The sequence below is a fragment of the Bacillota bacterium genome (genome assembly GCA_040755295.1).
GTDB lineage: Bacteria > Bacillota > Desulfotomaculia > Desulfotomaculales > Ammonificaceae > SURF-55.
In genome coordinates this window covers 187,585-213,789 of sequence record JBFMBK010000004.1, presented here as the reverse complement: position 1 = coordinate 213,789, position 26,205 = coordinate 187,585, and the positions used below count along the sequence as shown (strand labels likewise).

Annotated in this window: 24 protein-coding genes and 1 CRISPR repeat array; of the genes, 1 reads left to right on the top strand and 23 read right to left on the bottom strand. The window is 52.8% G+C overall.

The window, feature by feature from the left end; genetic code table 11:
- Positions 1-25: 25 nt before the first annotated feature.
- Positions 26-2,659: a CRISPR direct-repeat array (repeat unit 32 nt; unit sequence GTTTCAATCCACGCCCCCGCGTGGGGGGCGAC).
- A gap of 167 nt (positions 2,660-2,826) precedes the next feature.
- The 8 genes from cas2 to AB1500_05175 form a co-directional block, all read right to left on the bottom strand.
- Entirely contained in the window at positions 2,827-3,117 is a 291-nt protein-coding gene (cas2, locus tag AB1500_05210) for a CRISPR-associated endonuclease Cas2 (protein ID MEW6182564.1), read from the bottom strand.
- A 12-nt stretch (positions 3,118-3,129) separates the two neighbouring features.
- Complete coding sequence (cas1c, locus tag AB1500_05205) at positions 3,130-4,161, bottom strand: type I-C CRISPR-associated endonuclease Cas1c (GenBank protein ID MEW6182563.1); 1,032 nt, start codon at positions 4,159-4,161, stop codon at positions 3,130-3,132.
- Positions 4,162-4,175: 14 nt separating this feature from the next.
- The gene (gene cas4, locus AB1500_05200) at positions 4,176-4,835 is read right to left on the bottom strand and encodes a CRISPR-associated protein Cas4 (protein MEW6182562.1); all 660 of its coding nucleotides are present in this window, start codon (positions 4,833-4,835) and stop codon (positions 4,176-4,178) included.
- A 2-nt stretch (positions 4,836-4,837) separates the two neighbouring features.
- The gene (cas7c, locus tag AB1500_05195) at positions 4,838-5,704 is read right to left on the bottom strand and encodes a type I-C CRISPR-associated protein Cas7/Csd2 (protein ID MEW6182561.1); all 867 of its coding nucleotides are present in this window, start codon (positions 5,702-5,704) and stop codon (positions 4,838-4,840) included.
- Positions 5,704-7,509 carry a type I-C CRISPR-associated protein Cas8c/Csd1 gene (gene cas8c, locus AB1500_05190; protein MEW6182560.1) on the bottom strand — a complete coding sequence of 602 codons (1,806 nt, stop codon included), beginning with the start codon at positions 7,507-7,509 and terminating at the stop codon, positions 5,704-5,706. The genes cas7c and cas8c overlap by 1 nt, the downstream gene beginning before the upstream one ends.
- A complete protein-coding gene (gene cas5c / locus AB1500_05185; GenBank protein MEW6182559.1) occupies positions 7,506-8,171 on the bottom strand; it encodes a type I-C CRISPR-associated protein Cas5c in 666 nt (221 codons plus the stop codon). The genes cas8c and cas5c overlap by 4 nt, the downstream gene beginning before the upstream one ends.
- 17 nt (positions 8,172-8,188) lie before the next feature.
- Positions 8,189-10,384, bottom strand: coding sequence for a CRISPR-associated helicase Cas3' (gene cas3 / locus AB1500_05180; GenBank protein ID MEW6182558.1), 2,196 nt, complete (start codon positions 10,382-10,384; stop codon positions 8,189-8,191).
- Positions 10,385-10,639: 255 nt separating this feature from the next.
- Positions 10,640-11,650 carry a WYL domain-containing protein gene (locus AB1500_05175; GenBank protein MEW6182557.1) on the bottom strand — a complete coding sequence of 337 codons (1,011 nt, stop codon included), beginning with the start codon at positions 11,648-11,650 and terminating at the stop codon, positions 10,640-10,642.
- Between the two features lie 1,312 nt (positions 11,651-12,962).
- On the opposite strand from AB1500_05175, the gene AB1500_05170 reads away from it, so the two are divergent.
- Positions 12,963-13,616 carry a nucleotidyl transferase AbiEii/AbiGii toxin family protein gene (locus AB1500_05170; protein MEW6182556.1) on the top strand — a complete coding sequence of 218 codons (654 nt, stop codon included), beginning with the start codon at positions 12,963-12,965 and terminating at the stop codon, positions 13,614-13,616.
- A gap of 3 nt (positions 13,617-13,619) precedes the next feature.
- Here AB1500_05170 and cas6 read toward each other — a convergent pair whose 3' ends face one another.
- The 15 genes from cas6 to rbfA all read right to left on the bottom strand — a co-directional run bounded on the left by cas6 (position 13,620) and on the right by rbfA (position 26,186).
- The gene (gene cas6 / locus AB1500_05165; protein MEW6182555.1) at positions 13,620-14,606 is read right to left on the bottom strand and encodes a CRISPR system precrRNA processing endoribonuclease RAMP protein Cas6; all 987 of its coding nucleotides are present in this window, start codon (positions 14,604-14,606) and stop codon (positions 13,620-13,622) included.
- A 189-nt stretch (positions 14,607-14,795) separates the two neighbouring features.
- On the bottom strand, positions 14,796-15,056 hold the full coding sequence (locus tag AB1500_05160; GenBank protein ID MEW6182554.1) for a YlmC/YmxH family sporulation protein: 261 nt from the start codon (positions 15,054-15,056) through the stop codon (positions 14,796-14,798).
- A gap of 307 nt (positions 15,057-15,363) precedes the next feature.
- Positions 15,364-15,699 carry a hypothetical protein gene (locus AB1500_05155; GenBank protein MEW6182553.1) on the bottom strand — a complete coding sequence of 112 codons (336 nt, stop codon included), beginning with the start codon at positions 15,697-15,699 and terminating at the stop codon, positions 15,364-15,366.
- Positions 15,700-15,981: 282 nt separating this feature from the next.
- Positions 15,982-16,437 carry a dUTP diphosphatase gene (gene dut / locus AB1500_05150; protein MEW6182552.1) on the bottom strand — a complete coding sequence of 152 codons (456 nt, stop codon included), beginning with the start codon at positions 16,435-16,437 and terminating at the stop codon, positions 15,982-15,984.
- Positions 16,437-17,699, bottom strand: a complete 1,263-nt coding sequence (locus AB1500_05145) for a pitrilysin family protein (protein MEW6182551.1) — start codon at positions 17,697-17,699, stop codon at positions 16,437-16,439. Before AB1500_05145 ends, dut begins: the two co-directional genes overlap by 1 nt.
- A gap of 63 nt (positions 17,700-17,762) precedes the next feature.
- Positions 17,763-18,506, bottom strand: a complete 744-nt coding sequence (locus tag AB1500_05140) for an N-acetylmuramoyl-L-alanine amidase (protein ID MEW6182550.1) — start codon at positions 18,504-18,506, stop codon at positions 17,763-17,765.
- Between the two features lie 54 nt (positions 18,507-18,560).
- Entirely contained in the window at positions 18,561-19,280 is a 720-nt protein-coding gene (locus AB1500_05135; GenBank protein MEW6182549.1) for a polysaccharide deacetylase family protein, read from the bottom strand.
- 229 nt (positions 19,281-19,509) lie between these two features.
- Positions 19,510-21,717, bottom strand: a complete 2,208-nt coding sequence (locus tag AB1500_05130; GenBank protein MEW6182548.1) for a polyribonucleotide nucleotidyltransferase — start codon at positions 21,715-21,717, stop codon at positions 19,510-19,512.
- A 41-nt stretch (positions 21,718-21,758) separates the two neighbouring features.
- Positions 21,759-22,055 carry a 30S ribosomal protein S15 gene (gene rpsO, locus AB1500_05125; GenBank protein ID MEW6182547.1) on the bottom strand — a complete coding sequence of 99 codons (297 nt, stop codon included), beginning with the start codon at positions 22,053-22,055 and terminating at the stop codon, positions 21,759-21,761.
- 41 nt (positions 22,056-22,096) lie between these two features.
- Positions 22,097-22,318, bottom strand: a complete 222-nt coding sequence (locus tag AB1500_05120) for a hypothetical protein (GenBank protein MEW6182546.1) — start codon at positions 22,316-22,318, stop codon at positions 22,097-22,099.
- Positions 22,319-22,374: 56 nt separating this feature from the next.
- Positions 22,375-22,596 carry a hypothetical protein gene (locus AB1500_05115; protein ID MEW6182545.1) on the bottom strand — a complete coding sequence of 74 codons (222 nt, stop codon included), beginning with the start codon at positions 22,594-22,596 and terminating at the stop codon, positions 22,375-22,377.
- A 159-nt stretch (positions 22,597-22,755) separates the two neighbouring features.
- Positions 22,756-23,688 (bottom strand): bifunctional riboflavin kinase/FAD synthetase, encoded by a 933-nt coding sequence (locus tag AB1500_05110; GenBank protein MEW6182544.1) that lies wholly within the window; start codon positions 23,686-23,688, stop codon positions 22,756-22,758.
- A 211-nt stretch (positions 23,689-23,899) separates the two neighbouring features.
- On the bottom strand, positions 23,900-24,829 hold the full coding sequence (gene truB, locus AB1500_05105; GenBank protein ID MEW6182543.1) for a tRNA pseudouridine(55) synthase TruB: 930 nt from the start codon (positions 24,827-24,829) through the stop codon (positions 23,900-23,902).
- A gap of 3 nt (positions 24,830-24,832) precedes the next feature.
- Positions 24,833-25,837, bottom strand: a complete 1,005-nt coding sequence (locus tag AB1500_05100; protein MEW6182542.1) for a bifunctional oligoribonuclease/PAP phosphatase NrnA — start codon at positions 25,835-25,837, stop codon at positions 24,833-24,835.
- Positions 25,824-26,186 carry a 30S ribosome-binding factor RbfA gene (rbfA, locus tag AB1500_05095; protein ID MEW6182541.1) on the bottom strand — a complete coding sequence of 121 codons (363 nt, stop codon included), beginning with the start codon at positions 26,184-26,186 and terminating at the stop codon, positions 25,824-25,826. Before rbfA ends, AB1500_05100 begins: the two co-directional genes overlap by 14 nt.
- Between the last annotated feature and the right edge of the window lie 19 nt (positions 26,187-26,205).

Sequence of the window (26,205 nt, the reverse complement as noted above, 5' to 3'; positions counted from 1 at the left end):
AATACTTTAGGATGAGAGTTGAGGAGTTTCAATCCACGCCCCCGCGTGGGGGGCGACATTTTCACAGGTTCTTGAGAACAGAGGTGTTAAGTTTCAATCCACGCCCCCGCGTGGGGGGCGACGCGGAGTTCTTTTGGAGTAGGCCGGATGAGTTTATGTTTCAATCCACGCCCCCGCGTGGGGGGCGACCGCCGTGGGGGAATTGGAGAAAGGAGACGGCCAGTGGTTTCAATCCACGCCCCCGCGTGGGGGGCGACAGTTTCCGGTGGCCGTGATGTTGGCGACTTCATTGTTTCAATCCACGCCCCCGCGTGGGGGGCGACACCTTGGCCGTGGCGAAGTGAAGCGCCGCGACGAGTTTCAATCCACGCCCCCGCGTGGGGGGCGACTCTTGCATCCCAGCTTATTACGCAAGAGTGTTAAAGTTTCAATCCACGCCCCCGCGTGGGGGGCGACTAAACAACCCAACGTAAATAACTGTGGGTTGAGTGTTTCAATCCACGCCCCCGCGTGGGGGGCGACATTTTGATTTTGAATCTGAATATGGATATTCCGAAGTTTCAATCCACGCCCCCGCGTGGGGGGCGACGCATAACCGCTGTCGGACTGAAGCTTGCCTTCAAGTTTCAATCCACGCCCCCGCGTGGGGGGCGACATTAGCCGGGCGCACCGTAAGCGGGGCGGGGCAGTGTTTCAATCCACGCCCCCGCGTGGGGGGCGACGCAGTTAACGAAGGGCGTAAACCCTCAAAGGAATTGCTTGAAGTTTCAATCCACGCCCCCGCGTGGGGGGCGACGCGGAGTTCTTTTGGAGTAGGCCGGATGAGTTTATGTTTCAATCCACGCCCCCGCGTGGGGGGCGACAAGGCAAGAGCAACTTGCTAAATTCGTGGAAAAGTTTCAATCCACGCCCCCGCGTGGGGGGCGACCTTCTACCAACTTTATTATGGGACAGCAATCAACAGTTTCAATCCACGCCCCCGCGTGGGGGGCGACCTGGACACGTGTGTAACACTTGTACGTCTCTAGGAGTTTCAATCCACGCCCCCGCGTGGGGGGCGACAGGTAGATGTAATCAAGACAATAACTCCAACCGGGTTTCAATCCACGCCCCCGCGTGGGGGGCGACCTAGGAGGTAAGGTCAACAATGACATTAGCTTTAAGTTTCAATCCACGCCCCCGCGTGGGGGGCGACAAAGAAGGTTGACGCTGAGGTAATAAACTATGAGGGTTTCAATCCACGCCCCCGCGTGGGGGGCGACCAAGGAGAGGGATAAGGCAGCACGAATCAAAGAAGTTTCAATCCACGCCCCCGCGTGGGGGGCGACAATTTTTTTAGTACTTTAGGATGAGAGTTGAGGAGTTTCAATCCACGCCCCCGCGTGGGGGGCGACTTAAAGGCCGTTGGCGTTCGCCTTCCAGCAGAAAAGTTTCAATCCACGCCCCCGCGTGGGGGGCGACACCTCCAGTCCCGGCACATCGCGGAGGGCTTGCTGTTTCAATCCACGCCCCCGCGTGGGGGGCGACCGACGAAGCTACTGCCGAACAACCAAAGTCAAAAGTTTCAATCCACGCCCCCGCGTGGGGGGCGACGGGATATAGGGTGTGTTGGGCAACGTGCTGTAACTGTTTCAATCCACGCCCCCGCGTGGGGGGCGACAGCGGTTGACGTTTACTTTGAGGCGTGCACAAAAGTTTCAATCCACGCCCCCGCGTGGGGGGCGACTAATTTTTTTAGTACTTTAGGATGAGAGTTGAGGAGTTTCAATCCACGCCCCCGCGTGGGGGGCGACTCGACACTGACGATATGGCGGACATGTTCATAGCGTTTCAATCCACGCCCCCGCGTGGGGGGCGACTGTTTACCCGTGAGCGCATAAACTCGCCCTTTATGTTTCAATCCACGCCCCCGCGTGGGGGGCGACTTCGGGCGGTTTATCCCTGTGTGTCGCTGACCTCGTTTCAATCCACGCCCCCGCGTGGGGGGCGACCCACCAATTTACTCAAATATGTTTTGGGTAATACCAGTTTCAATCCACGCCCCCGCGTGGGGGGCGACAAAAGAGGCCGTGAAGGATTATCCCAGGTTTTTGGTTTCAATCCACGCCCCCGCGTGGGGGGCGACAAGGAGGTTTGCGCAATGACTTATCCGCTTATCATTGTTTCAATCCACGCCCCCGCGTGGGGGGCGACGAGTTGCAGGAGGCCGGGCAGGCGCGGATTCGGCTGTTTCAATCCACGCCCCCGCGTGGGGGGCGACACAGAAAATTGAAGCGCCAGGCGGCGGACAAAATGTTTCAATCCACGCCCCCGCGTGGGGGGCGACTGAACAAGAGCCTGAACAAGAGCCAAGAGACTTAGTTTCAATCCACGCCCCCGCGTGGGGGGCGACCCGAAGTCGTCACAGTTGACCATCAGCCGGTAGAAGTTTCAATCCACGCCCCCGCGTGGGGGGCGACAAATGCAACGTCAATTGATAGTTGACACGATCAAGGTTTCAATCCACGCCCCCGCGTGGGGGGCGACTTAACTGCGCCAGGAGCAACGGCAGCCGCATGCTCGTTTCAATCCACGCCCCCGCGTGGGGGGCGACACATCGCCGCCAGCGCCCCGAGCACCGGCTGTTTGTTTCAATCCACGCCCCCGCGTGGGGGGCGACTGCACCCATCATAAACCCTTGTTTATCAAGGTTGTAAAACCTCGTTTCCGCGAACCATATACCAGATCCAAGTTCATATTCCAGTGTCATGACCAATATTGGTCAAACCACTTACGAATAGAGATTTGCGACACTCCTAGCCTTTTAATGTTCGCTTGCGGTTCGCACTATACTATCATCGTTCCTTCCGGGTCAAAAACCCGATTCGAGCCGGCGTGTTCAATCCTTCGCCTCCAGTTGCGGCCAAGAAAATAGTACCGCAGACTGTCACTTTCCTTATCAATTATCGCTTCAAGTTTATTTCTCAATGCAACGAACTGCGCAGGTTCCAACAAACACTCGAATACGGAGTTCTGAACCCGCTGGCCGTAATTAACACATTGCTTAGCAACGTGGCGTAGCCTCTTCTTTCCGGCTTCAGTAGTAATGTTTACGTCATAAGTTATCAATACCATCATTTCATGTCACCCCTATTTCCAGACAAATGGAGGATATCCGTCTATGTCACCCCTTAAATGACGAGCCAGTAATAATGCTTGGGCGTATGGCAGTAGGCCGACAGGTATCTTTTCTTCCAGAAACGGATGGGTTATTTCTTCCCGCTTCCTTTTTTGCCAAGCATCAATGACCACTTTGCGAACAGTGTCTTTCATAATAACCCCACCCGATTCCTTTTGTATGAAACCGTCGCCGGTTACTTGCCGCCGGTTAATCAAACTTAAGGCCAACCTGTCCGCCATATACGGCCGGAATTCCTCCATCAGGTCCAGGGCCAACCCTGCTCTTCCCGGACGGTCACGGTGCAAAAAGCCAACATAAGGGTCTAAGCCCACCGTTTGTAGTGCTGCCCGGGTTTCGTGCAGCAGCAGGCTATAGAGAAACGACAATAAGGCGTTCACATTATCCAAGGGTGGTCGCCGGTTTCTCCCCCGCATATAAAATTCGGGTTTCTGGCATGTTATTAAGTTGTCAAAGACCGAAAAATACTTTCGTGCCGATTCCCCTTCGATTCCTCGCACCTTATCAAGTGACGGTTCATTGCTCAGCCGGATCACATTTTGCGCCATCAGTTTGCATACCAGATCAACTTCTTCGATCTGAACTTTGGCGCCGTAGTCACTCATAAAACGCCGGAGTACCGTCCTGCAGTTGGCGAGTTTCCCGATTACAAACATCGAAGCCAGTTTTGCGGAATCTTCTTCGGAATCAGCCAACCGGTACTGTTTTCTCCGCAGAAGCACGTTCCCTTTTGGAATTCCATGCAACGTGGCCTGATGCCTACCACTCCGAGTAAGAAAGGATACCGCGACTCCTTTTTCGATACACATACCTAACAAAGCCGGGCTTGCGCCCATGTATCCAAAAGTGACTATGCCTTCCAGGTAATGAATGGGAGTCCTGAAAACCTCTTTATCCTGAACTCTTACTACAAGATTCTCCCCGTCTTTTGCCAAATAGGACTCCGGGTTGGTAACGTAAAGGACATTGAGCAATCTTCTCATACTGTGCTCCCCGATTATTCGTTCCTCATCTCACCAATCACGCTACTCAAGTATTTGTCGACCTTTTTATTGGCTTTTGCAAGCTTAGGAACACATATGTCAGACAGGGAACAATTTTTACACCGCTTGTCCTTCACCGGCGGCGGGGTTTCCCCTTTCGCAAATAATTCATGCATCCTCTCCGCCAGCTTCTTAACCCTTGTCCTTAAGGAGTTATTAAATTCAACCCTCTGCCTGTGTTTCGTCTCGCCATAGTACAGATATCCGTAATCAAGAGTAATTTCAAGCATTTCTTCCAAGCAAACGGCCTGGGCGCACAATTGAACCTCGTCCTTGTCATCGAGTTTGGGCCTTCCCCGTTTATATTCGACAATGCTATATTTAACACCAGTACTCTCATCCGGCGCTTTCTGAAGTTCAATTACATCGGCTACACCGTACAGACCAAGGGTTTTAGACACAAGCGGGACTGACCGTATTGTCTTGACCACACCGCGTGTTTCCGCAAAAAACGGATTATCCGCCCTTTGATGTAGATTTCTCCCTTCAGCAGTCCGCAGGTTTTCAACCCACTGGTTTTCAACGTGAATCAGCGCCCACTGCCTTTCGCAATAGGCAAGGTGCTGTATCCCGGAGAGGGGTAGCAGGTCATCTTCGGCATAATGTTTTATCACGATTATTTCTCTATCAACTTTATTCCTACAGGCACTCCCCCCGCATTGACAGCTACTTCATAGTCACTATAGGCCCTGGGGGGACGAGTTGAATCCCTTCTAGAAACCGTAACCAAATCAAATAGCTTTTGCGCAGGTGCATGACCCAGATCAGTTTCATGTTCAAAAATGATCAGCTTTCTTGAAGTCATCTTACCCCTGGCCGCAGAGCGGTCATGGTCAAACATGTTTATCAATGCTTCCCAAAGCAACTCCAGATCTCCAGAAGTGAATCCGACCTTTTCCGCCAATTTGGCAGAAACAAATCCTTCAGCTCTATACAAGGCATACGGCACAATATACTTGCGTCCCATCTCTCTATCCTTCTTTTCGGCGTCTTTTTCGGACGTTACCGCCATTCTGGTAATAGTAACCTCCTGCTGCACTATAGGATCAATGCTACGGGAAAAGCTAAGTTGTACGGGACCGCGCACCTGCCCGCAGTTAATCTCTGTAGTCATTACTGCGCCGAAGGTACGAATATCGTAAAAATGCCTACACATAAAAGCTGTAAGCTCCTCTGATTTATCCCTGTCTTTGGGCAGTTTCTTGGGTTCCGGTTTGAGGTCAACAGAACTATACGCCTTTCTGTGCTGGGTGTTTAATACGGCCCCTTCACGCACGTAGATGTCGTAACCTTCTGATCCGTTTTTTGCTATATCAACATAATTTCTGATTTTCCTTTTCAAGCAAACATCCGTAACCAATCCAAGACCTGTTTCGGCGTCAATGCGCGGCATATTGCCGGCATCAGGGTCACCGTTCGGATTTCCGTTCTCTACGTCAAACAACAACACAAACTCGTACCTATTTTTGATAGCATCGGACATTATTCAGCACTCTCCTTTTCTTCAGATTTTGCATACAGCGCTTGGCGCTGTTGATAATAACCAAGGACAAACTGTCCCTGTTCCTCAAGGCTTAGATGAGCTGGAAAACGATCGATGTCGGAAATAACTCCCTCTATTCGCTTATCTGTATGCCATCCGTATTCCGCTTTTGCAATGTGGTGCTGCGCAAGCCTTAACAGGATGGGGAAGACCGACCCGGGCGAAGCGGAAGCTGCCCCGAAATACTTGTCCCTGATGGTCGAATTTATTCCGGGACTGGCACCCTCTTGCGCTTTTTCCAGCAAGGCGAACAAACGCCCCAATAGGTACCCCGTGTTACGGTTTTGCTCACTCAAGGCCATCGTTAAACCCTCCTCAGTTCCTATTTGATAGAAACGCCATTTTCTAACTAAACATGCTTTGATTACGGCTGCTCGTACGTAGTTAACCTCCTGATCCGCCCTTATCCGGGAAATGATTGAGTTATACAGTGCCATTGGATAAGGTGCACCCGTTAGAATAGAGCGCATTAGTACGCCGCCAAGCAATGGTGAAATTCTTTTTGTATCTCCGAGGGGAGCTGTTTCCCTTAGTAACATCCCTACCGAAACATAGTCCGGTTCCCCTTCAAACCTCTTTACTATTGCAAGATCACGATAGTGTTGGCCGATCTTTTCAATGAATTTTCCGTAGCGATCCACCTGCCAGAATCTAACAGCCAGGCGGCTGGAATTGGGAGCCAAGCCCAGAATAAAAAAGTTTGTATCCTCATCAACTCCTGTTAGGCCCTGGCTGACAGGCTTACCGGACTTGACCCTGCGGAGTATATCATGCAGGAGTTTTGCCGTCTGCGGATCCCTAGTCCAACGAAAAGAATCACCTTCTTTCTTTTTACCTTCACCGCTGTCTTCCATCACCGGAAAAAACAATGCCCCCAACAGGTCTTCTTCCAAGCCGTTGGTGGAACACTCCGCCCAAAAAACCGTAGTCGTGTCACCGATTCGAATACGGTGTTTTCCACTGCTTAGCAGGTAGTTCAGTGCGGTAGTATAGCCGAAGGCCACTTCCTTTCCCACCGGCGCGTTAAAGCTCTGCTCCTTCCCGTATGACGTAAATGCATCAAGGTTGAAAGAAACCAACGATGCTCCCATGGACTGCGCTCCTGTCACGCCTTTGATACTCGGATGCAGACGAGCTATTTCCGTTGTTTGCCCGGTGACCAGACATTGCATCTTTATCTTGGACACCTGGGCCGACCTGTGCTTGTCCCACGCATCCATCACTGCCTTCCGCTCATGGATGTAACCCTCAGACCCTTCAAGTTTAAAAACGAGGTTGCTGCCTTCGGCCAAACCTTCAAGGTGTCTGATAATCACGGGATACGTAGCTGCGGAATCAATGTCCCACTGGCGCAGAAATTCCAGAAGCGCCACCGCTCCTTCATCATCCGAACCTTCCAAGATTTCCTTATGTAGCTGGGTAAATGCCTTAAAACATTTTTGGTTTCTTTCCTTCTTTCTTTCCTTGTTCGCCTGACCCAATCCCAACACATAAGTACAATTGCCGCACATAAAGTTTGCTAATATATTTGATGATTTTTTCCCCTGCTCAGGTACATCAATTTCTCTGGATACTTGCTTGTTACCCCGCTCCACCCGTAGGTCAACGATGTCCAACAACCGGCCTTCCTTGGAAAGTACCAGGCAGTGTCCAACTTTTGCCTTGCTGAACCCTGGCCTGCTGACCCCGGAATCATCATCGTTCAACAGCGTCTCATAGTGTTTGTACAGCGCATTGATGATCACCTAACGGTCACCCCTTCCTCCATCCGGGGTATTTCAATCAAACCGTCTTTCATAGTAGCCCTGAAGAACAAGGGTTTCATTTCATCCGCATGGTCGATATCCAACAACATCCATCCCAGGTCTTTTTCGCCCTTATGCAAAGAATGAGGCATCGGTTCGTCTTCCTCAATGAGCCGAAACCTGGCCGGAAATTCTCTACACCCCAGATAAGGCTGCTGGAAACACTGTCCCTGCCTGGCCCTGCGTGAAGCAACCGCATAGTGTTTATCCGGTGTGTCTTCAGGTCCTGCTTCTCCGGTCATTTCAAAATGTGTTTCTATTACGTACGCCACATCGCGCAAAAGAAGGGTGGCCCTTTGCTGCCGGTCGTCAGAAGCATACTGGCATAGCACGACAGGCCCACCCTTCATTGCTTTCCTAACATTGCCGGCCGGGATTTTACTTTCCACCTCATTGCGGCGCACATTGTCAAATCTGATTTCGTTTAGCACAAGGATTTTGTCCACCACCCACTTTATGGCTGGCTTCCAGTGAATCGCCTCCAGTATGCCTCTGGCGGCGGAAGGAGTCATCACATCATAACTGACCCTTTCCACTTTCATTTCCGGCCTGGTAAAACAGGCGTATTCTCCCCAGACCAACAGCCGGATACCATAGCCCATACTCATTCCCCCCCCTCTCAAATGATTAAGGTATCGTTTAGAAACATGCTTTCCGTAAAAGGCTTAAGTCCTGTCTCCCGGCTGTAATGACTGTCAAACACCTCCTTTTTCAATACATAAAACCTTCCGGCAACTACTTCCAAGGCTCCGCATCCACATAGTTCGTTGAATTCCTTTTCATATACCCCCACCCCGTATCGCTGCAGACTCCTGGCGTATACCCCGGGAAATCGGCTGTGCTCCGCTTCCGCCAGCGCCTTCTTACATTCATCATTCCAAGGAATCACAACCGTACTGGTATTGTCGTCTATCATCTTGAATTTATCTGCAATGGCGCGAAAAGGAAACCTCAACTGTCTCTCCTGCTCCTTGATGTCCACCAGGATGCCCTCCTTATCCAATTCAGCGGCGTCAACATCATACAAAGAACCAAAGTATTCTTGCACTCCGTCAATCCCCAAGGGATCATTACTGTGCGCAAAGATCATGCCGCCCAGGGAAGCAGTACGGCTCAACCACCCCTTGGGCATCCCATGTTTATCCGGCCAAAACACATATACATGTCCTTCCCGACGCAAGCCTTCCCTGTTGCATCGCCCTGCCGCCTGGGCAATTGAATCGATACCCGCCATACTTCGGTACACCTGTGGAAAGTCCACATCCACGCCGGCTTCAATTAATTGCGTGGAAACCACCCGGCATATCTGCCCTTTCTTCAATCTTTCCTTTATTGTTTTCAATACCTCCGTCCTGTGTACCGGGCACATCCTGGTGCTTAAATGAAACCCCCCAGCGCCAATTCTTTCATACAGTAAGCGGGCATGTTTCTTGGAATTTACAATGCATAACACCTGGTCGTGCCCGGCTAACTTCCCCGCCAGTTCCTCATCGGACACTGCTCCAACGTTGCACACTCGTACCCTTTTAAAGGATACGTATAGCCTTCTCGGATCATCAGTTATTTCAATAGGGTTGATTTCTTTCGGAAGAAATCTTTTGATAGCCGGCTGTGTCGCTGTACACAACACCACTGTGGTCTTGTAATTGGCAACCAGTTCCACCACCGCATTCAGGCAAGGCTTCAAGAAACCCGTGGGTATCATCTGTGCTTCGTCGATGATGATTACACTATTGGCAACGTTGTGAAGTTTACGGCACTTCGAACTTTTGGCTGCAAACAAGGATTCAAAAAACTGTACATTGGTCGTGGCAATGATAGGCATGTCCCAGTTCTCCGCAGCCAATTTTAATTTCTGCCCGATCTCGGTCACATTCTCAAACTCCGTTTCCGCTTGGCTTTCCTGTGGATATGAAAAATTGCTGTGGTGCTCGAGAACGTTTTCCTCACCGAGCAGCTTTTTGAATACCGCCGCATTCTGCTCAATGATGCTGGTGTAAGGTATTACATATATCACACGGTCTTGTCCGTAATGCAAGGCATGCCTTAGTGCAAAGCTCAGGGAAGACAGTGTTTTGCCGCCACCCGTCGGGACAGTAAGAGTAAAGAGACCAGGCGCATACCGAGCCTTCTCCCGACAATTGGCAAGGACTTTTGCTCGTTTCCTGTTGACGGCGGTATCTGGAACTTTAGCACACAATTGATCAAGAAATTGATCCAGAGTCTCAGCAAATTTGTCCAGCGGAAACTGCCTGCAGCGAGCAGCCGCCTTTTCTGAACTCAACGCTTTCTCAGTGTCAAGAAAGTCCGCATCAACCAGGCACGAATACAGAAATCTGATGAGAAACTGAGCACTGAACCCCTCGCCCGTGAGGGGATTTATCGCGGGAAAAGCGATATCCTTGACTGATGGCAGGTCTATTTCCCGGATAAAAGCGCTATAATCATTTAACTGCTTCTTTAATCTGGCTTCTAATGAGGCTTCGTCAACTCCGCTGCCCCAGTCAGGGAGACCGCAGTGATGGCCGGCTATTGTATACGCCAATACTCTGCCTACCGGGCCATACTTTTTTTCTGCTTCCACCGCGCCCGGAGTGGAGTGGTCAACCTTAATATTCCGGCCGTCAAGACGATCTTGAAACTCAGGAGCATACTTGCCGACATCATGTAGAAGCCCTGCTACATAAGCAAGTTTTTTTGCACCGAAAACCCGTGCAAAAAATGCGGCCGTCTCGCCAGTGTCATGCAGATGGGTTTGCAACATGTGCCACTGCTTCCTATCCTTTTCGTTGTCGGAATGAGCATAATATGCCAAAATATTCCTCCCCCATTTCGGAACACCCGATATCAATCAAACCAATAATCTACTGGGAAGCAAACCTCACTTAAATAACTTCCGGAACGCTTTTCCGGTCGCTCTCCGCCCGGCTCTCTTGGTTATCTTTTTGGGGTCACCGCTGGACATTGCCTGAATATCGCCCAAAAGATTAACCAATTTGTATAAAACGCCTCGGGTTTTGTTAATGTCCATGATCTCAACTTCCCCATATTAGATGATATAACACGTCTTTTAATCCATCCCATACTTCTTGGCCATCATTTCCACCTCCGCCGCCACCTCCTCCCGCAGCCAGGCCGGAGCCAGGACTTCGGCGTGGTGGCCAAAGCTCATTATCCAGCGTTTAACTTCACCCAGGCCGCGTACGCGGAGCATAAGGGTCATTGTTCCGTCCGGGTGTTCGGTGATTTCCTGACTGGAGTGCCACTGGCGCTCACGGATGTAGCGGGCCTGGAATCGATCGAAGCGGATATGGACTTCTTCCAGTTCACCGCCGCGTTCGAGGGCAAGGCTGTCCTCCACATAAGTCTGGATGTCAAAGTTCGGATCGGGCGTAAAGCGTTCCTTGGTCACCTGGAGGTTGGTGATACGGTCGAGGGCGAACATGCGTACCTCGGCCCGGAAATGGCAATAGCCGACAACATACCAGGCTCCCCGGTGGTGCCGCAGGTGGTAGGGGTCGACCCGGCGAGAGGTATCGGCGTCGCGGCTGGCGGTGTAGTATTCCAGCTCGACGGTACGGTGCTCACGCAGGGCCCGGTTCAGTAGTTCCTGCATTCGGAGCAGGTGTTGCTCGTCTCCCCGTGGACGTTCCACCGCAAAGGACATGGTCTGGTCGATTAGGGAGAAGTCCAGGGAGACGGTTTCGGGAAGCGCCAGGCAGATCTTGTCAAAAGCGCCCTTGATCAATTTTTCGTAAGGAGTGCCACGGTATTGGGAAAGGATCTTGCTCCCAATAAACAGGGCGATGACTTCGCCCTCGGATAGGCTGAATGGTGGCAATCTAAAGTCCGCCGTGTAGCAGTAGCCGCCCCGCGTCCGATCATACCTCAAGGGAGCGTTCATTTGGTCGCGTAAGTATTCCAGTTCGCGTTCAACGGTGCGCCGGCTGACCTCCAGTTCATCCACCAGCCTGGAAACACTGGGGAACGTCCGGCTGCGCACCAGGGCGTCTATGAGGTAAATACGCCCCATTGCCGAGCGGCAGCGATTGATGAAGCCCTTTTTCGGGTTGGTTCTCATTCTATCACCGACCAGGTCCTTACTACCAATGATCCCCTGGTACTGTTTTCGACGCCATCACCAATTTTCCCTTTCGAATCCTGAATATTACACGCCACCAACGACCGCGGCGCTGCCGGATGGACACTTTGGTCATTATCCGGTTGTGAATCTACACTTTATATTAAATGTTGACTCCGCCAAATACTGGCGGGTTGCATCTGTCATATCTGCCATTTCCGAATGTATCAGGGAACAGCAAACAGTGCGAAAATATCCGAGACAATTCCAATTCCTCACTAGCACCCTTGTATTTCTTCATTTAAATGGGCTATATATAAAACCGTTCAATTCTGTACCTTACTTCACTTTTGACTGTCATGGAGCGGTTCCATTGACAATAACCGGTAATGAGAATTCCCACCCCGCTGGCGTTCGTCCCACAATGAGAGCTCTGACGGAGGGCCGTCTACGCGACACGGTGAAGACTCGGCTAAGCGAACAGGCGCACACATCGTGCCGAATTCACGGAAAGTATTTGACAGACATAGAAATAGGCTGTTTATTGCCCAATCCGGCCTCATTGAAAAGGTAATGTCAGGCTCTATACGTACGCCGTGCTTCGCTCCGAGGCAAGCCGATGTCGCCGTCGGTCCGGAGCACTGCTCTCATGGGGGACGACGACGGCGAATGGCTTTTGCCCTAATGTATATAGTCCAACTTCCCGCCTCCCAAACAGCAGGAGCACCTTCCTTTAGAAGATGCCCCTTCCGTTTTAGTAAACCGTTTTGTTTTTCCCGCTGCTATCGTTTTTTCTTGCCGCTCAATACAGTGCGTTCCTTTTTTCTATAACCGCGCCTGACGGCTAATCGCCGGACTCGAGGTAAACGGTTGAAGATGACGGCTCCCAGGTCACGTGGTAGACCAACTGATCGGGCGGCGCCATATCTGAAGGAAGGTAAGGCATTTCGTTCTGAAACAAAAACGATGATAAAGCCGCTTTTCGGTTGGTGCCATTTTCCGGGCTGTGATAAAATAATAAAAGTAAAGGAAAGTTTATAAACAAAACGAGGTAATTGCACGTGTCTTCCTTGCCCAAATTCACCAAACCGTTTTTTTGGGACGTAGACTTCGAATCTTTAGATACAGAAGCGGATTACTACTTTATTATTGAAAGACTCCTCGACCATAGCGATGACCGAAGCTTTTTCTGGCTGTTGAACAACTATCCCGACCGGTATCTGAGGGAGGTAGTAAAACACAGCCGTTCTCTTTCGCGTAAGACGGGTTATTTCTGGATGACTTATTTTGGCCTGAAAAAAGGTGAATTAAAGTGTTTACATCCGTGCTCGCACCGGGCGGGCTCGAAGTCCTGGGACGCATAGCCGGTATTCCAAGCCTTCAAAGCTTTTATCTCGCCGGAGGCACCGCCGTTGCGCTCCATCTCGGCCATCGTATTTCCGAAGACTTCGACTTTTTTACGCACCATGATTTTGACGCTTCTATACTTCGCGAAGAGCTTAATGCTGCAGGAAACTTTGTCCTAACAGATATGAAGAGAAGCACGCTCCACGGCGTTCTTGACAACGTAAAGGTAAGTTTTCTTTATTACGCGCCCCGTCTCGTTTTTCCAACGCACATTTTGTCAAATTGTCATATCGCGGATATACAAGATTTAGCCCCCATTAAGCTGGATACAGTCGGCAGCCGGGGAAGCAAAAAGGATTTTATCGACCTTTATTTCATCGCCAATGAAGCAGTACCGCTGAAAGAGATTTTTAACCTTTATAAAAGAAAGTACTCCCATTTGCAGATCAATTTCAAACATCTGATAATGAGTCTTACCTATTTTGAAGACGCTGATAAATCCAGGAACGAAATCATTATGCTTAAGAGAACCGTAACCTGGCCGGAGATACAAAAATACTTCATAAAACAGTCGAAATTAATCCTGGATGAGCTGAAAAAAGAAGAATCGTTATTATAATACTCAAAACCTCTCGACCGCTATCTTTCCCTGGCCGAAAACGGTCCCCTTGCCGACGTGCAGCAGTTCACCGAGGCGCAGCAGCGGCCAGAAGGCCGAAAGCGGCCCCTTATAAGACGCGTCGCCGATAATGCCGCCGAGGGGTACTTTCTGAGCCTGGCGGGAGGAGTAGCGCTCCCAATCGAACCAGCGTGTATGGTCCTCCGTGATGTAAACCGCCTCGGCGGCGGCGATTACGGCCGGAAAGTCCGCTTCATAAGCAAAACCATGATGGAAGTAGCACATTGAGGATATACGGCGGAGCAGGTTGCGGATAAGCGTGTGGAACTCGGGTACGCGAACGGGATGGGCTTCGAATTTGATGTGCGCCGGGGTAACAAACCTGATACGGGCGGCGCCGATATCGCCGCCGGCTGTCTCCCCGGCGGCGTACAGCCATACGTCCCGCGCCGTCACGCTTAAATCGCGCGGGCGCACTATCCTGTCGGTTCCCTCATAGATCACCGCTTTTTCCCCGGTAAGCGGATTAACCGCTGTGATCCGGTCCAGGTCGAAAGGGCGGCGTCCCTTCCCGATACCGCGCCGGGCGAATTCGTCAAGGGTGACGACGAAATACGGCAGCAGGTTTGCTGCACGGCCGAAAAGAGACAGCCGGAAAACCAGGAGTTCGCCGGGAACGTACTCGGTTTTGTCTTCAAGAGGGGGCTCCAGAATGAAGGGTCGGGGGATACTTTGATAGTTACGCAGGGCTTCCGATCCTTCGGGCGGCTCGCTTTCGAACACCAGGGCGTACGGGCATTCCGCCTTAACCGGACAGGTCCGGCACTTCCTCGACCCGGTGCTGCACACCAGACGCTGAAACGTCCCGGCGAAACCGCCGCGAAAGGTCGAGCCTTTATAAGGCGGCAGGGAAAGGCCCTGCGGCCCTGCGCTCAGTTGAATGTCGTAACGAATAAGGACGAGTCTTTGCGGGCATGGAATATCGAGCAAATCGTCACCTTATTTTAATATCATTAACACTTGACCTTTTTCGTCAGCTTGGTCTTATTTTCCTGCCATATTTCCAAAATTTCCAGGAGCAGCGGCCTCGGCAAAACAAAAAACCCGCCTGAGGAACCTGTTGCGGGTTTTGAACACTCTGCTTTTAGTAAAAACGGTTTTATCGAAAACCGGCTTTTTCTAGAGCCGGACGGACGGACTGGTGTGGTCGAGTTCTATTACGATTACCTCAGTCCCGACCTTTTTAATCGAATCCCACGGTATCACCAGGTGCTGCCGGTCCATCCACATGGTTAAGACATTCATCCGGCGTGGTAGAATAATGCTTTGAACCAGGCCGGATTCCCCGTCAATGACCATATCCGACTCTCCGACCACGCCGAGGCGCGCCCCGTCATAAAGATTGACTATTTCCTTCCCTACCAGCTCACCCAACCGCATGTCCTGCCCCCAGCCTGCAGATTAAAACACTATTATTATCTGTCCCGAAACGGCTGTGTTTTGACAGCCGGCACGCAGCCAACCGACTTGTCTTACCCGATAACACTAAAAGACCCTAACCCGGACAAGCCGGAACCATTAACCACGGATGGACACAGATAGACACGGATTATGATTTATTTGTATCATTCCTATCTGTGATAATCTGTGTTAATCCGTGGTTCAATTCCCTTTTTATTTCGTTTATTTTCTTGTCATTTTGCGTGGATCCGCGCCTATTTACCCTGTAGTACATCGCCGTATTGTTTTAAAGCTCAAGCCGGCCCCGGCGAAAGTAATCCAAAACACGGGTTAGAAAGGGCTGAAGGAGCGCCAGGCCTATGGCTAATACGGCAACAGGCTCCATCTCCAACTTCCAGACGGTAATGCGGTTCGGTATGTCCGCACCGAGAAAATCGATCAGAAGGGATAATGAAAGGTAAATTCCGCCCGCCACACCAACTACATAGGCAAGGGCGTTGGACAGGGGGGAAGGACGTATATCGCTTCTTGTCGCCCTGAGCAACTGTTGGCGCGCCCTTTCCCTGACTGAAAGACCGACAAAGAGAAGCAATCCGAAAAAGAACAGAAGCGTAACGAGCATGTTGTCCACCTCCGGTCTATGCTTATGAACCGGAAGTCCGGATTATTCCATATGAAGAGTTGCGAGTTACGAGTTGCGGGTTACGAGTTGCGAGTCAAGTCCTCGGTCCTCGGTCCTCGGTCCTCAGTCCTCAGTCCTCAGTCCGGGGAAAAAAGTCGCGGGTCACGGGTCACGAGTCGGGGACCCGAACAGAAGAGAAATACAAGTTTCCGAGTCCTACATTATTCTACATTCTATATTCTACCTTCTATATTCTGACTACTGACTACTACTGTCCCTGATTCAACCGGTGTGTCCGAAGCCGCCCTCACCCCGGTAAGTGGCATCCAGGGCGCGTGCCTGCGACCAGCTTATCTTCAACGTTCGCTGGACAACAAGCTGCGCAATACGGTCGCCGCGCCTGACCACGAAGGGTTCCTTCCCGAGATTTATCATGATTACCCTGATCTCACCGCGGTAGTCGGCATCTATCGTGCCCGGGGTATTGAGGAGCGTGACGCCGTGCTTGAGCGCCAGTCCGCTGCGGGGTCTTACCTGCGCTTCATACCCCTTCGGCAGCGCGATCATAATGCCGGTGGAAATTATGCAGCGTTCGCCGGGCGGGAGCGTCACATCCTTGTCAACAGCGGCGTGCAGGTCGGCCCCCGACGCATCTTGAGTGGCATACGCCGGCAGTGGAAGGTCTTCCGCGCCGGGAAGCTTCTGAATAAAGACCTCCACTATCCCGGTTTCAAACATCAGCACAACCTCGACAGGGCGTTATTCCATACATCGGCGTCCTCCCAGGGGCCGATGGAAGCGAATGTGAAGTTATCCGGCTTGAAAACCTTGCTCGCGAGGCCGTGAACATCATCCAGGGAAACCGCTTCGATCCGGGCTTCAATATCCTCGGGCGAAACCACCTTGCCCAGGTAAAGCTGGGATTTCCCCATACGGGTCATCCGGGTGGTTACGCTTTCCAGGCTGAGCAGAAAACTCCCCTTCAGCTGATTTTTGGCCCGGAGCAGTTCCTCGCCGGTAATCTCGTGATTGCGGAACGACACAACCTCCTTCGCGATCATCCCCAGCGCCTCGGCCACGTTCGGCGCGGCAAGGCCGGCGTAAATGCAGAACAAACCCGTGTCATAATACGAAGCGTGGTAAGAGTAAACCGAGTAAACCAGTCCCCGTTCTTCCCTTATCCGCTGGAACAACCGCGAACTCATACCCCCCCCGAGGATGGTGCTGAGAACCTGAAAGACGTAAACCAGGTCATCGCCGAGGGCAACCCCCGGGGTGCCGATACAGATGTGTACCTGTTTCGTGTCGCGGTTGCACTGACAGATTTCCGCTTTCGGCTCCGGCCGTGTGAGTTGCCGCATCCCGCTGTTTCCGCCCGCCTTACTGAAAGCCGGCTTGAGAACGGCTACCGCCTTTTCATGACCGATATTGCCGGCAACCGAAACCACCATTCGTCCGTGGAGATAATGACGCCCGTAATAACCAAGCAGCTTCTCACGCGAAAGACCGCGTACCACTTCTTCGGTCCCGATTACCGGGCGTCCCAGGGGGTGTCCCTGCCACAACGTCCCGCTGAAAACGTCATGAACCAACTCGTCGGGCGTGTCTTCGTACATCTTGATCTCTTCCACGATAACGTTCTTTTCCCGTTCCAGGTCTTCAGGATTAAAACAGGAGTTGAAAAGCATGTCGGTTAAAACGTCGACGGCAAGGTCAAAGTGTTCATCCAGCACCTTGGCGTAAAAACAGGTAACCTCTTTACCGGTGAAGGCGTTAAGCTGACCGCCGACATCATCCAGTTCTTCAGTGATTTTTTTCGCCGAACGGGTGGTTGTCCCTTTGAAAAGGGCGTGCTCGATAAAATGGGTAATGCCGTTTTGTTCGGGCTCCTCATACCGTGAACCGGCATCAATCCAAATACCAATCGCTATTGAACGAACGTGGGGTATCTCTTCGGTTAAAATCGTCACGCCGTTTGGCAATTCTTCTATTTTTATCATTGCTACCACCTTTTCCGTCGCTGTACAAGAGACTTTTCTACAGAAACAGTGCTAATCCTCTATTTATAACTTTTGTTGAATATCATTTCCCTTGAAGACTCCGGGATAAGGCTGCTCAAAATAACTCACTACACCGCGGAAAACAACCCAGGCCACTTTTTCCTGATACCTCTTATCGCACAACAGCCTTTTCTCCTGAGGATTGGAGATGAAACCTGCTTCGACCAGAACGGCCGGCATCTCCGTTTCCCGGAGTATGTAGAACGTGCCGGGAAGCGGCGACCGCTGCTTGCCCAAGTAACGCCACGCTTCTTGTTCAATACGCTCCGCCAATTGCTTGCTTCCCGGTTTCGGCGAGTAAAAAACATAAACCCCGGTTTTATTAGGGTCGCGCGAACTGTTGATGTGAATACTCAAATAAAGGTCCGCCTTCGCCCGGTTCGCCAGACTCACCCGGGCCTTCAGATCCCGGCGTTTTCGCGCCGCAAGTGAAGTGATGTCCGGAGGGGCAAGGTCCCGGTCGCTCGTCCTGGTCATAATCACCTCTGCGCCGGCGCTTGTCAAATAACGCCGGACTTCCTCGGCGATGCTTAAAACAAGCTCCTTTTCAAGGATCTCGCCGCGGTAGTGAGCCCCCGGGTCGACCCCGCCATGCCCGGGGTCCACGACTATAGTACGCCCGGCGACGGCAGTGGGGAACAGGCCGGCGGTTTCAAAAAACCTCACGCGCCAGGCGATGATTCCCGCCATAACCGTTAGTATGACTAAAACAGCAAACAGAACGGTGCTTTTTTTCAGCGCCGGCATCAGCATGCCTGATCCGGGTTAAACGCAGAAATATAATCGGCCGGCATGCCGGGTTCAGGATCCCGCCAGAAGTTCGGATACGGTTGAAAACTCGAAGCCGCGTCCGGTGAGTTCGCTGATAATGGCCGGCAGCGCCTCGACGGTGGGTGCTGTGGGGTGCAGCAGGACAATAGCGCCGTTGTGCGCCTTGCTTATTATCTTGCCGCTGATCGCTGCCGCCGGGGGATTCCGCCAGTCCACCGGATCGATGCTCCAGAGAATCACCCGGTAGTCAGCCTGATAGGCGGCATCGAGAACCGCAGGACCGGACTCGCCGTAAGGCGGCGCGAAAAGGTGCGGCTTCCTTCCGGTAGCTCGCCGGATAGCCGTTTCCGATCGCGTGATTTCGGTGAGATTATCGGCCAGGGACAGCTGGTCCGGGTGGGGGTGGGTGTATCCGTGGCTGCCGATCTCAAAATCCCTCGCTATGTCCCTGGAAAGGTCGGGAAACTTTTCAACCCACTGTCCCCCCAGGAAAAAGGTGGCCTTGACCTTATTCTCCCGGAGGCGCTGCAGCATCTTCGGCAGGTATTCCTCTCCCCAGTAAACGTTTACGGTAAGCGCAATGCGGCGTTTTTCGCCGGGGCCCTGGTAAAACGGCGCCGGCGCCGTTGTCGATACCGCTCTTTCCTGAAGGGTTATCAAATAACCAATGGTCGAAGGAATGCCTATCCCCAGCAAAACAATTAACAAATAACGGGCGATCTTTTTAAAACGGATGATAATACAGGGCACAAGGACAACCTCCTTACAAAAAGGCGAAATCCCCGTTAAGGGGATCTATTCTTCTTGTTAATGCTTATGCACTTAGAAGGAGGTTTATAGCGGCTCTTTTCAAAAGAAACTGTTGCAGAACCGCCTGTAATATCTGGGAGGTGATAGGCAAGAGGTCGGACTTTACACGGGATTTACAAACCAACTCCCACCCCTCTCTCACTTCCAACCTCTCACTTCGCCGTCGCGTTTATTTGTTAGAGCCGATCCTCATCCGGTGGTGGGGCCGTCTGTCAGGTCTCTTGTTGTCATGATGTTCCGACGGGTGCATCGCCTCTTTCTTGGACAGCTTGATCCTGCCCTGGTTATCGTAACCGATTACCTTAACGGAAATCTGTTCGCCTTCTTTTACGACGTCAGTCACCTTCTCCACCCGCTGCGGCGCAAGCTGCGAGATGTGGACCAGACCCTCCTTGCCCGGCAGTCCGAGAACACCCGGGACTATCTCCACAAAACAGCCGAAATCGGTAACCCGCGTGACCCGCCCCAGATAAATCTGGCCCGTGGTAACCTCCGCCGTAAGCGTTTTGATGATATCCATGGCTTGAAGCCCGGTGTCCTGGGTCGGCGCCGTTACAAAAACCCGTCCGTCGTCTTCAACATCAATTTCCGCTCCGGTGATCTCGATGATTTTCCGGATTATTTTCCCTCCGGGGCCGATCACGTCCCGGATCTTCTCCGGATCAATGACCGTGTGCAGGACCCGCGGAGCATAAGGTGACAGCTCCGGACGCGGTTCCGGAATGGTCCCCGTTATCTGATCTAAAATGAAGAGCCGTGCCTCACGCGCCTGCGCCAGCGCGGTCTCCAAAATCCCGGATGTAACGCCCGGTATCTTTATATCCATCTGAAGGGCTGTGATGCCCTGAGCCGTACCGGCTACCTTGAAGTCCATATCGCCCAGATGGTCCTCAAAGCCCTGGATATCGGTGAGAATGTCCACGTTGTCACCATCTTTTATCAAACCCATGGCGATCCCGGCCACCGGTTCTTTAACCGGCACTCCGGCATCCATCAGCGCCAGGGTGCTGCCGCAAACACTGCCCATTGAACTGGAGCCGTTGGATTCCAGCACCTCGGATACTATCCTGATGGTGTAGGGAAAAACGTCTTCAGGCGGAATCACGGCTTCCAGCGCCCGTTCGACCAGCGCGCCGTGCCCTATCTCGCGCCTTCCGGGCGAACGCATCGGACGGACCTCTCCCGTGCTGAACGGCGGAAAGTTATAGTGGTGCATAAAGCGCTTCGTTTCCTCGAGCCCGAGCCCGTCCAGAATCTGCTCATCACCGACGGGACCCAGCGTCACTACCGACATCACCTGGGTCTGCCCCCGCGAAAAGAGCCCGGAACCGTGGGTTCTCGGAAGGATCCCGACCTCCGTTGAAAGCGTTCTGATTTCTTTCAGGCCCCGCCCGTCGATCCGTATCTTTTCATTCCGGATAAACTCACGGACGACATCCTTCTCGACCCTTTCCACAACATGCCGGATTCCCGCCTCGGCTTCCGTATACTTCTCAAGGAACCCGGCGACCAATTCTTCCTTGGCATCATCGAGGAGCTGCTCCCTGGTCTTTTTATCCAACCGTTCACCGGCACACCGTCCCACGACCGCCCCGAGGGCCGATTGAATGGACCCGGTGATTTCGTCCACCACTTCCGGAGCCGCCTCCGGGAAGGAAAACTCGATCTTGGCGGCCGCAAGACCGTGATTCACGGCTTCCTCGCGAAAAGCGCTGATGAAATCAACAATCTCCCGTATGGTCCGATGTCCCAGCTCTATCGCTCTAACGACGGTGTCTTCGGACGCCTCTTTCGCGCCGCACTCCACCATCATAATGGCCTCACGCGTACCGGCGACTATCACGTTAAGCCGGTTCTGGTCTTCCTGGTCCACTGTGGGGTTGATGACGAACTCGCCGTCGACCATTCCCACGATCACGCCGCCGATCGGCCCGTCAAACGGTATTTCGGAAAGCGCGAGCGCCGCCGAAGCGCCGATCATCGCCGTGATTCCCGGGGAACAATCCTGGTCCACGGAAAGGACCGTCGTCACCACATGTACATCACGGCGCATCTTTCCCGGAAACAGCGGGCGGATGGAACGGTCGATGATTCTTGCCGAAAGGACGGCTTTTTCGCCGGGCCTTCCCTCACGCCGCAGGAAACCACCCGGTATCTTACCGACAGCGTAGTGTCGTTCCTCGTAATCGACAAGCAGCGGGAAAAAGTCTATCCCTTCCCGCGCGTTGGCGGCCAGGGTCGCCGTGGCAAGGACCATCGTATCGCCGTATCTCGCGATAACGGCGCCGGACGCCTGCTTGGCAACGCGGCCGGTTTCAAGACTAAACCTTCGCCCGCCGATCACCATCTCTTTGGTTATAATATTGCTTTGTGGCATTAAGGATTACAGCCTCCTAAAAAAAATGGGGGGTCACCCCGCTATTTTCTCAGACCTAGTCTTTCGATCAACCGCTGGTACCGTTCGAAATCATAGTCCCGCAAGTAGTTTAATAGTGCCCGCCTCTGCCCGACCAGTTTTAAAAGACCCCGCCGTGAGTGAAAATCCTTTTTATGTGCTTTCAGATGCTCACTCAACAGGTTGATTCTTTCGGTCAGGATGGCAATCTGCACTTCGGGAGAGCCGGTATCATTCTCATGCACTCTGTAAGATTCTATGATCGATTGTTTTTTCTCCACCGTCAGCGCCACCGCCTTCACCTCCTCCCTAATTGCCATGAGCATAGTACAACGTTTACTCGTCCTACCACGCTCACGGTTCATTTACCGATAACCGTAATTACGAGACGCCCTTCGGGGATGTCCTTTGCTACGATATCGAACATCCTGCCGAGCCGGGCCACAAACCCACGAAAACGCGTAGCTGTAACAATTGTTCCAGGAATCGATTCCGCGGCAGCAGTGATGTCACTTGTCGTAATTTCCTGCTGGCGCGGCTCACGAAGCCGCTTGACAGCGTGCTCCGTAATAATAACCCGCATATATACTCCTCTTACTATTCAAACACTCCGCGCATGGGTTAAATGATTACCACTCCTCAGGACGAACTCGTTAGCGCCGCCTCTTCATATTCGGTCAGAAACGTGTACAACGCATCCGCAAACGCCGTAACGTCCGCCTGAGGTACGTTTACTTCCCCGTAGAAGGACTCCAGTTCGTTCTTCAGCTTTTGGAACTCCTTGCTCAAGCAGATCAACGCAATCTGGTCAAGCCAGATCCTCAGGTCAACCGCGTTGGGGGTTATACTCGCATAGGACACGGCAGTTCCCCTTACCTTTGAAGCGTTCAAGTGCAATTTTAGCACAAACAGGGCACCCTGTAAATCATGTAACTATTCAGCCGTCACCTAACACTTCACCCCTTAAAAGCATTATGCCAAATTACCCTGTGTCTTTATAATAAAAAAACCAGTTTGGTCTCATTCAGCAAGCGCCCTGGCGGCGGCAACGTCAAGCCTGATCTGTTCCACAAGCTCCGCGGCCGACCCAAAACGCCGTTCCTCCCGGAGCCGCCTGGTGAACAAGACCTCGAGGTCTTTCTCGTAAAGATCACCGTGAAAATCAAAAACAAAGACCTCTATCCGCCTTTTCCGCACAGCGCCGCCTGTGAAGGTCGGGCACACGCCGATGTTGGCGACACCAAGGAACCTTTCCCCGTCAATCAGCAGCTTCACCGCATAGACACCGTTAGCCGGTACAAGTATCCTCTCTTCGACCTCCAGGTTGGCGGTCGGGAAGCCCATTTTGGAACCACGGCTCTCTCCGGTAACCACCTTCCCTTTATACACCGGGTAATACCCTAAATAGCGGCGCGCTTCTTCCACTTTTCCTTCGTTCAACAAATTCCTAATAAGCGTTGAGGATACCGGCTTTCCTTCCAGCATCACCGGAGGAATAACCTCAAGTTTGTAATCGTTTTCCTCGGCGAAGGTGCGCAAGGTCTCCGGCGTCCCCGCTCCCCGGTGCCCAAAGGTGTAGTTGTAGCCCACGAAAACAGCCCTGGCTCCCAGCTCGGCACGAAGGACATCCCGGATAAACGCTTCCGGTGTAAGTTGCGCAAACTCCTTCGTAAAACGAACGGCTAATAAAACATCGACGCCCAGGCCGCTGATCAAACGCTGTTTATATTCCGGCGCCAGCAAGAGCGGGGGTGCGGCTGCCGGGTTTAAAACCATGGCGGGATGGGGTTCAAATGTAAAGACCACGGCTGTTCCCGCATTACGGCGGGCGTGTGAAACCAGCCGGTTGATCAGCCGCTGGTGGCCAAGATGTACTCCGTCGAAATTTCCAAGTCCGACGCAAATGTTCTTATATACTCGCGCAAGACCATGATATTCGGTTAGGATATCCAACGTCGAACCTCCCCGAAGATAAGTGTTCTTTCGTGGAGCGCGACGATAAGCAACGCATTGCTGCGTCAGGCTCGCCGGCCAGGTCCTCACGTATTTCCGTATACGCTCCGGCCTGTCCGTCTACACCTTCCTTGTACTGTTCGCTCCTCGCCGCGTTCTAAGTAACCAGCTTACGGGTCGCCCCATGTTCATTTCAAACTTATAACAAGTATTACTCTGCCGACACCGAATACACCCAAACAGGCTTATACGCTGTCCGCCCATCATCCAAACATTCCACCCGGGCGACAGCCACAAGCTCTTCTTCATAAACCAGGCGGACCGCCGTACCGGCCGCGAACCGTTCCGTTTCGCCCTCCATCCCGGCGGGATACAGGCGGCTGCCGCTCTGTACCGCTTTAACGGCCGAAGACTTAATTGTTACCGCAGGGATTCGCCCGAGGGCTTCATTAACCGGAATTATCACACCGCTCAATCCCGCGGCTGCATTTGCCGACTCGAGTTCTTCGAGGGTCTGCGCCGTCCCTATAGTAATCCCCCCGACACGGGTCCGCAGCAGGAAACTCAGGTACGCCCTGCAACCCAGCGCTCGTCCGACAGCGGTGATAATCGTCCGCACGTAGGTTCCCTTAGAGCAGGATACATGGAAAAGAGCCCTGGGACGTTTGCTCCCCCAATCACCCTTTATCAGATCCAGGGTATAAACCTCAACCCTGCGCGGGGGAACCTCCACCGTTTCCCCGGCTCTCGCCAGTTCGTACAGTCTCTTCCCCCGGTGGTGAACCGCCGAGACCATCGGTGGCGCCTGTTCGATGGCGCCCCGAAAACAGGGTAAAACCCGCAGTACATCTTCCGCGCTTAAACCGGAGGCATCTCCCACCGCCACCACCTTCCCGGCGGCGTCCTGGGTATCGGTTTCAACGCCGAATACAGCCTCGGCCCGGTATTCCTTGTCATGGTCGGCCATAAACTGCGCCGCCCGGGTCGCCCTGCCGAGCAAGATTACCAGAACCCCGGCGGCCGTCGGGTCGAGCGTACCGGTATGTCCCACCCTCTTAACGCCGGTAAGTCTCCGCACCCGGTTGACGACATCATGCGAGGTCATCCCCGGCGGCTTGAGGACGTTAAGGACGCCTTCCAAATTCTAATTCCCCGTCCCGGCTTGCTCAAGAAACATCATACCGGCGTCCAGGACCGCTTTCTTTATCTTGTCTATATTGCCCTTAACCAGTGCCCCGGCAGCCCGCGGGTGACCGCCGCCGCCGAATTCACCGGCAAGCTTACTCACATCAACATAGTTCTTCGAGCGAAAACTGACCTTAACATATCCCCCTTCAACCTCGCGGAACAAGAGCGCTATTTCGACTCCCCTGACCTGGCGGGCGTAATTAACAACGCCGTCGATATGCTCGTCCTCAACCTCCAGGTGATTCGCCGTAGCCAGATTGAGCGTAAACCACCCGATCCGGCCGCAGGGACTCAATTCCAGGGTGTTCAAAACAGTGCTCAAGACTTTAAAGCTTTTTAAAGGCTTTTCCTCAAAAATCTGCAGGCTGATCGCCCTTACATCGATTCCGGCTTCGATCAAGTCCGCCACTTTCCGGTGGGTTTGAGGAGTGGTTGTCTCATAACGGAACCCCCCGGTATCCGTAGCGACGGTCACATACAGACACGTCGCGATCGTTTTGTCGATTTCGTGTCCCAGCATTTTTATCAAGTCGAACACAATCTCGCCCACCGCCGAAGCGTCCGGATCGATATAATTCACATCCGCATACGGAAGCGCGGAAATATGGTGGTCCAGAAGGACCGTCCGATAACCCGAGTGCTGCAATTCTTCGATAACGGGAAGAAAATCGCCCAGTCTTGCAGGAACCGAAGTGTCGACTATGACCACCAGTCCGGGACCGTCCCCGGTCATTTCCGGGAGCGAAGGGCTGACCTTAATGCGTTCCACGCCGGGTAAAAAGCGATAAATCGACGGAAGCGGCCCCGGGGAAACAAAGACTACTTCTTTGTCTTCCCGTTCCATCACCAGACCCAGGGCCAGCATCGAACCTATGCAGTCCCCGTCCGGCATCACGTGTCCGGTGAAGACAAGACGCTTGGCCGCCTTAAGCACACCGGCTATGTCGCTAAGGCTGTTCATCCTGCGTTCCTTCTTTTTTTAATTCATTAAGTATACGTGTAACACTGGCTCCGAAACCCATCGACGGGTCAAGCTTAAAACTAATTTCCGGGGCGTAGCGGAGCCGGAGACGGCGCCCCAGGAGGCTGCGGATAAAACCCATCGCCCTTTCCAGAACGGACAGCGTAGCCTCCCCGTCTTCGGGAGACCCGTAAACGCTGACAAGGACCTTGGCGTACCGGAAGTCGTTGGACACCTCCACCCGGGTCACGGTGGCGAACCCAAGCCGCGGGTCCTTTAACTCGGTCCTTATGATTTCCGCCATCTCTTCTTTTATTGCCTCGGCCAACCGCGCCACGCGATGAGTCATAATATTACCTCCAATCCAA

Coding starts and splice junctions, on each gene's coding strand:
- AB1500_05160 (MEW6182554.1), bottom strand. CDS start 15,056: ATGCGGTTGGGTGAGCTGGTAGGGAAGGAAATAGTCAATCTTTATGAC.
- cas2 (MEW6182564.1), bottom strand. CDS start 3,117: ATGATGGTATTGATAACTTATGACGTAAACATTACTACTGAAGCCGGA.
- cas1c (MEW6182563.1), bottom strand. CDS start 4,161: ATGAGAAGATTGCTCAATGTCCTTTACGTTACCAACCCGGAGTCCTAT.
- rpsO (MEW6182547.1), bottom strand. CDS start 22,055: ATGGCAATTAGGGAGGAGGTGAAGGCGGTGGCGCTGACGGTGGAGAAA.
- AB1500_05120 (MEW6182546.1), bottom strand. CDS start 22,318: ATGCGGGTTATTATTACGGAGCACGCTGTCAAGCGGCTTCGTGAGCCG.
- AB1500_05175 (MEW6182557.1), bottom strand. CDS start 11,650: ATGAGAACCAACCCGAAAAAGGGCTTCATCAATCGCTGCCGCTCGGCA.
- rbfA (MEW6182541.1), bottom strand. CDS start 26,186: ATGACTCATCGCGTGGCGCGGTTGGCCGAGGCAATAAAAGAAGAGATG.
- AB1500_05145 (MEW6182551.1), bottom strand. CDS start 17,699: ATGATAAAAATAGAAGAATTGCCAAACGGCGTGACGATTTTAACCGAA.
- AB1500_05140 (MEW6182550.1), bottom strand. CDS start 18,506: ATGCCGGCGCTGAAAAAAAGCACCGTTCTGTTTGCTGTTTTAGTCATA.
- AB1500_05100 (MEW6182542.1), bottom strand. CDS start 25,837: ATGAACAGCCTTAGCGACATAGCCGGTGTGCTTAAGGCGGCCAAGCGT.
- AB1500_05155 (MEW6182553.1), bottom strand. CDS start 15,699: ATGCTCGTTACGCTTCTGTTCTTTTTCGGATTGCTTCTCTTTGTCGGT.
- AB1500_05130 (MEW6182548.1), bottom strand. CDS start 21,717: ATGCCACAAAGCAATATTATAACCAAAGAGATGGTGATCGGCGGGCGA.
- cas5c (MEW6182559.1), bottom strand. CDS start 8,171: ATGGGCTATGGTATCCGGCTGTTGGTCTGGGGAGAATACGCCTGTTTT.
- cas7c (MEW6182561.1), bottom strand. CDS start 5,704: ATGTCCGATGCTATCAAAAATAGGTACGAGTTTGTGTTGTTGTTTGAC.
- dut (MEW6182552.1), bottom strand. CDS start 16,437: ATGTTTGAAACCGGGATAGTGGAGGTCTTTATTCAGAAGCTTCCCGGC.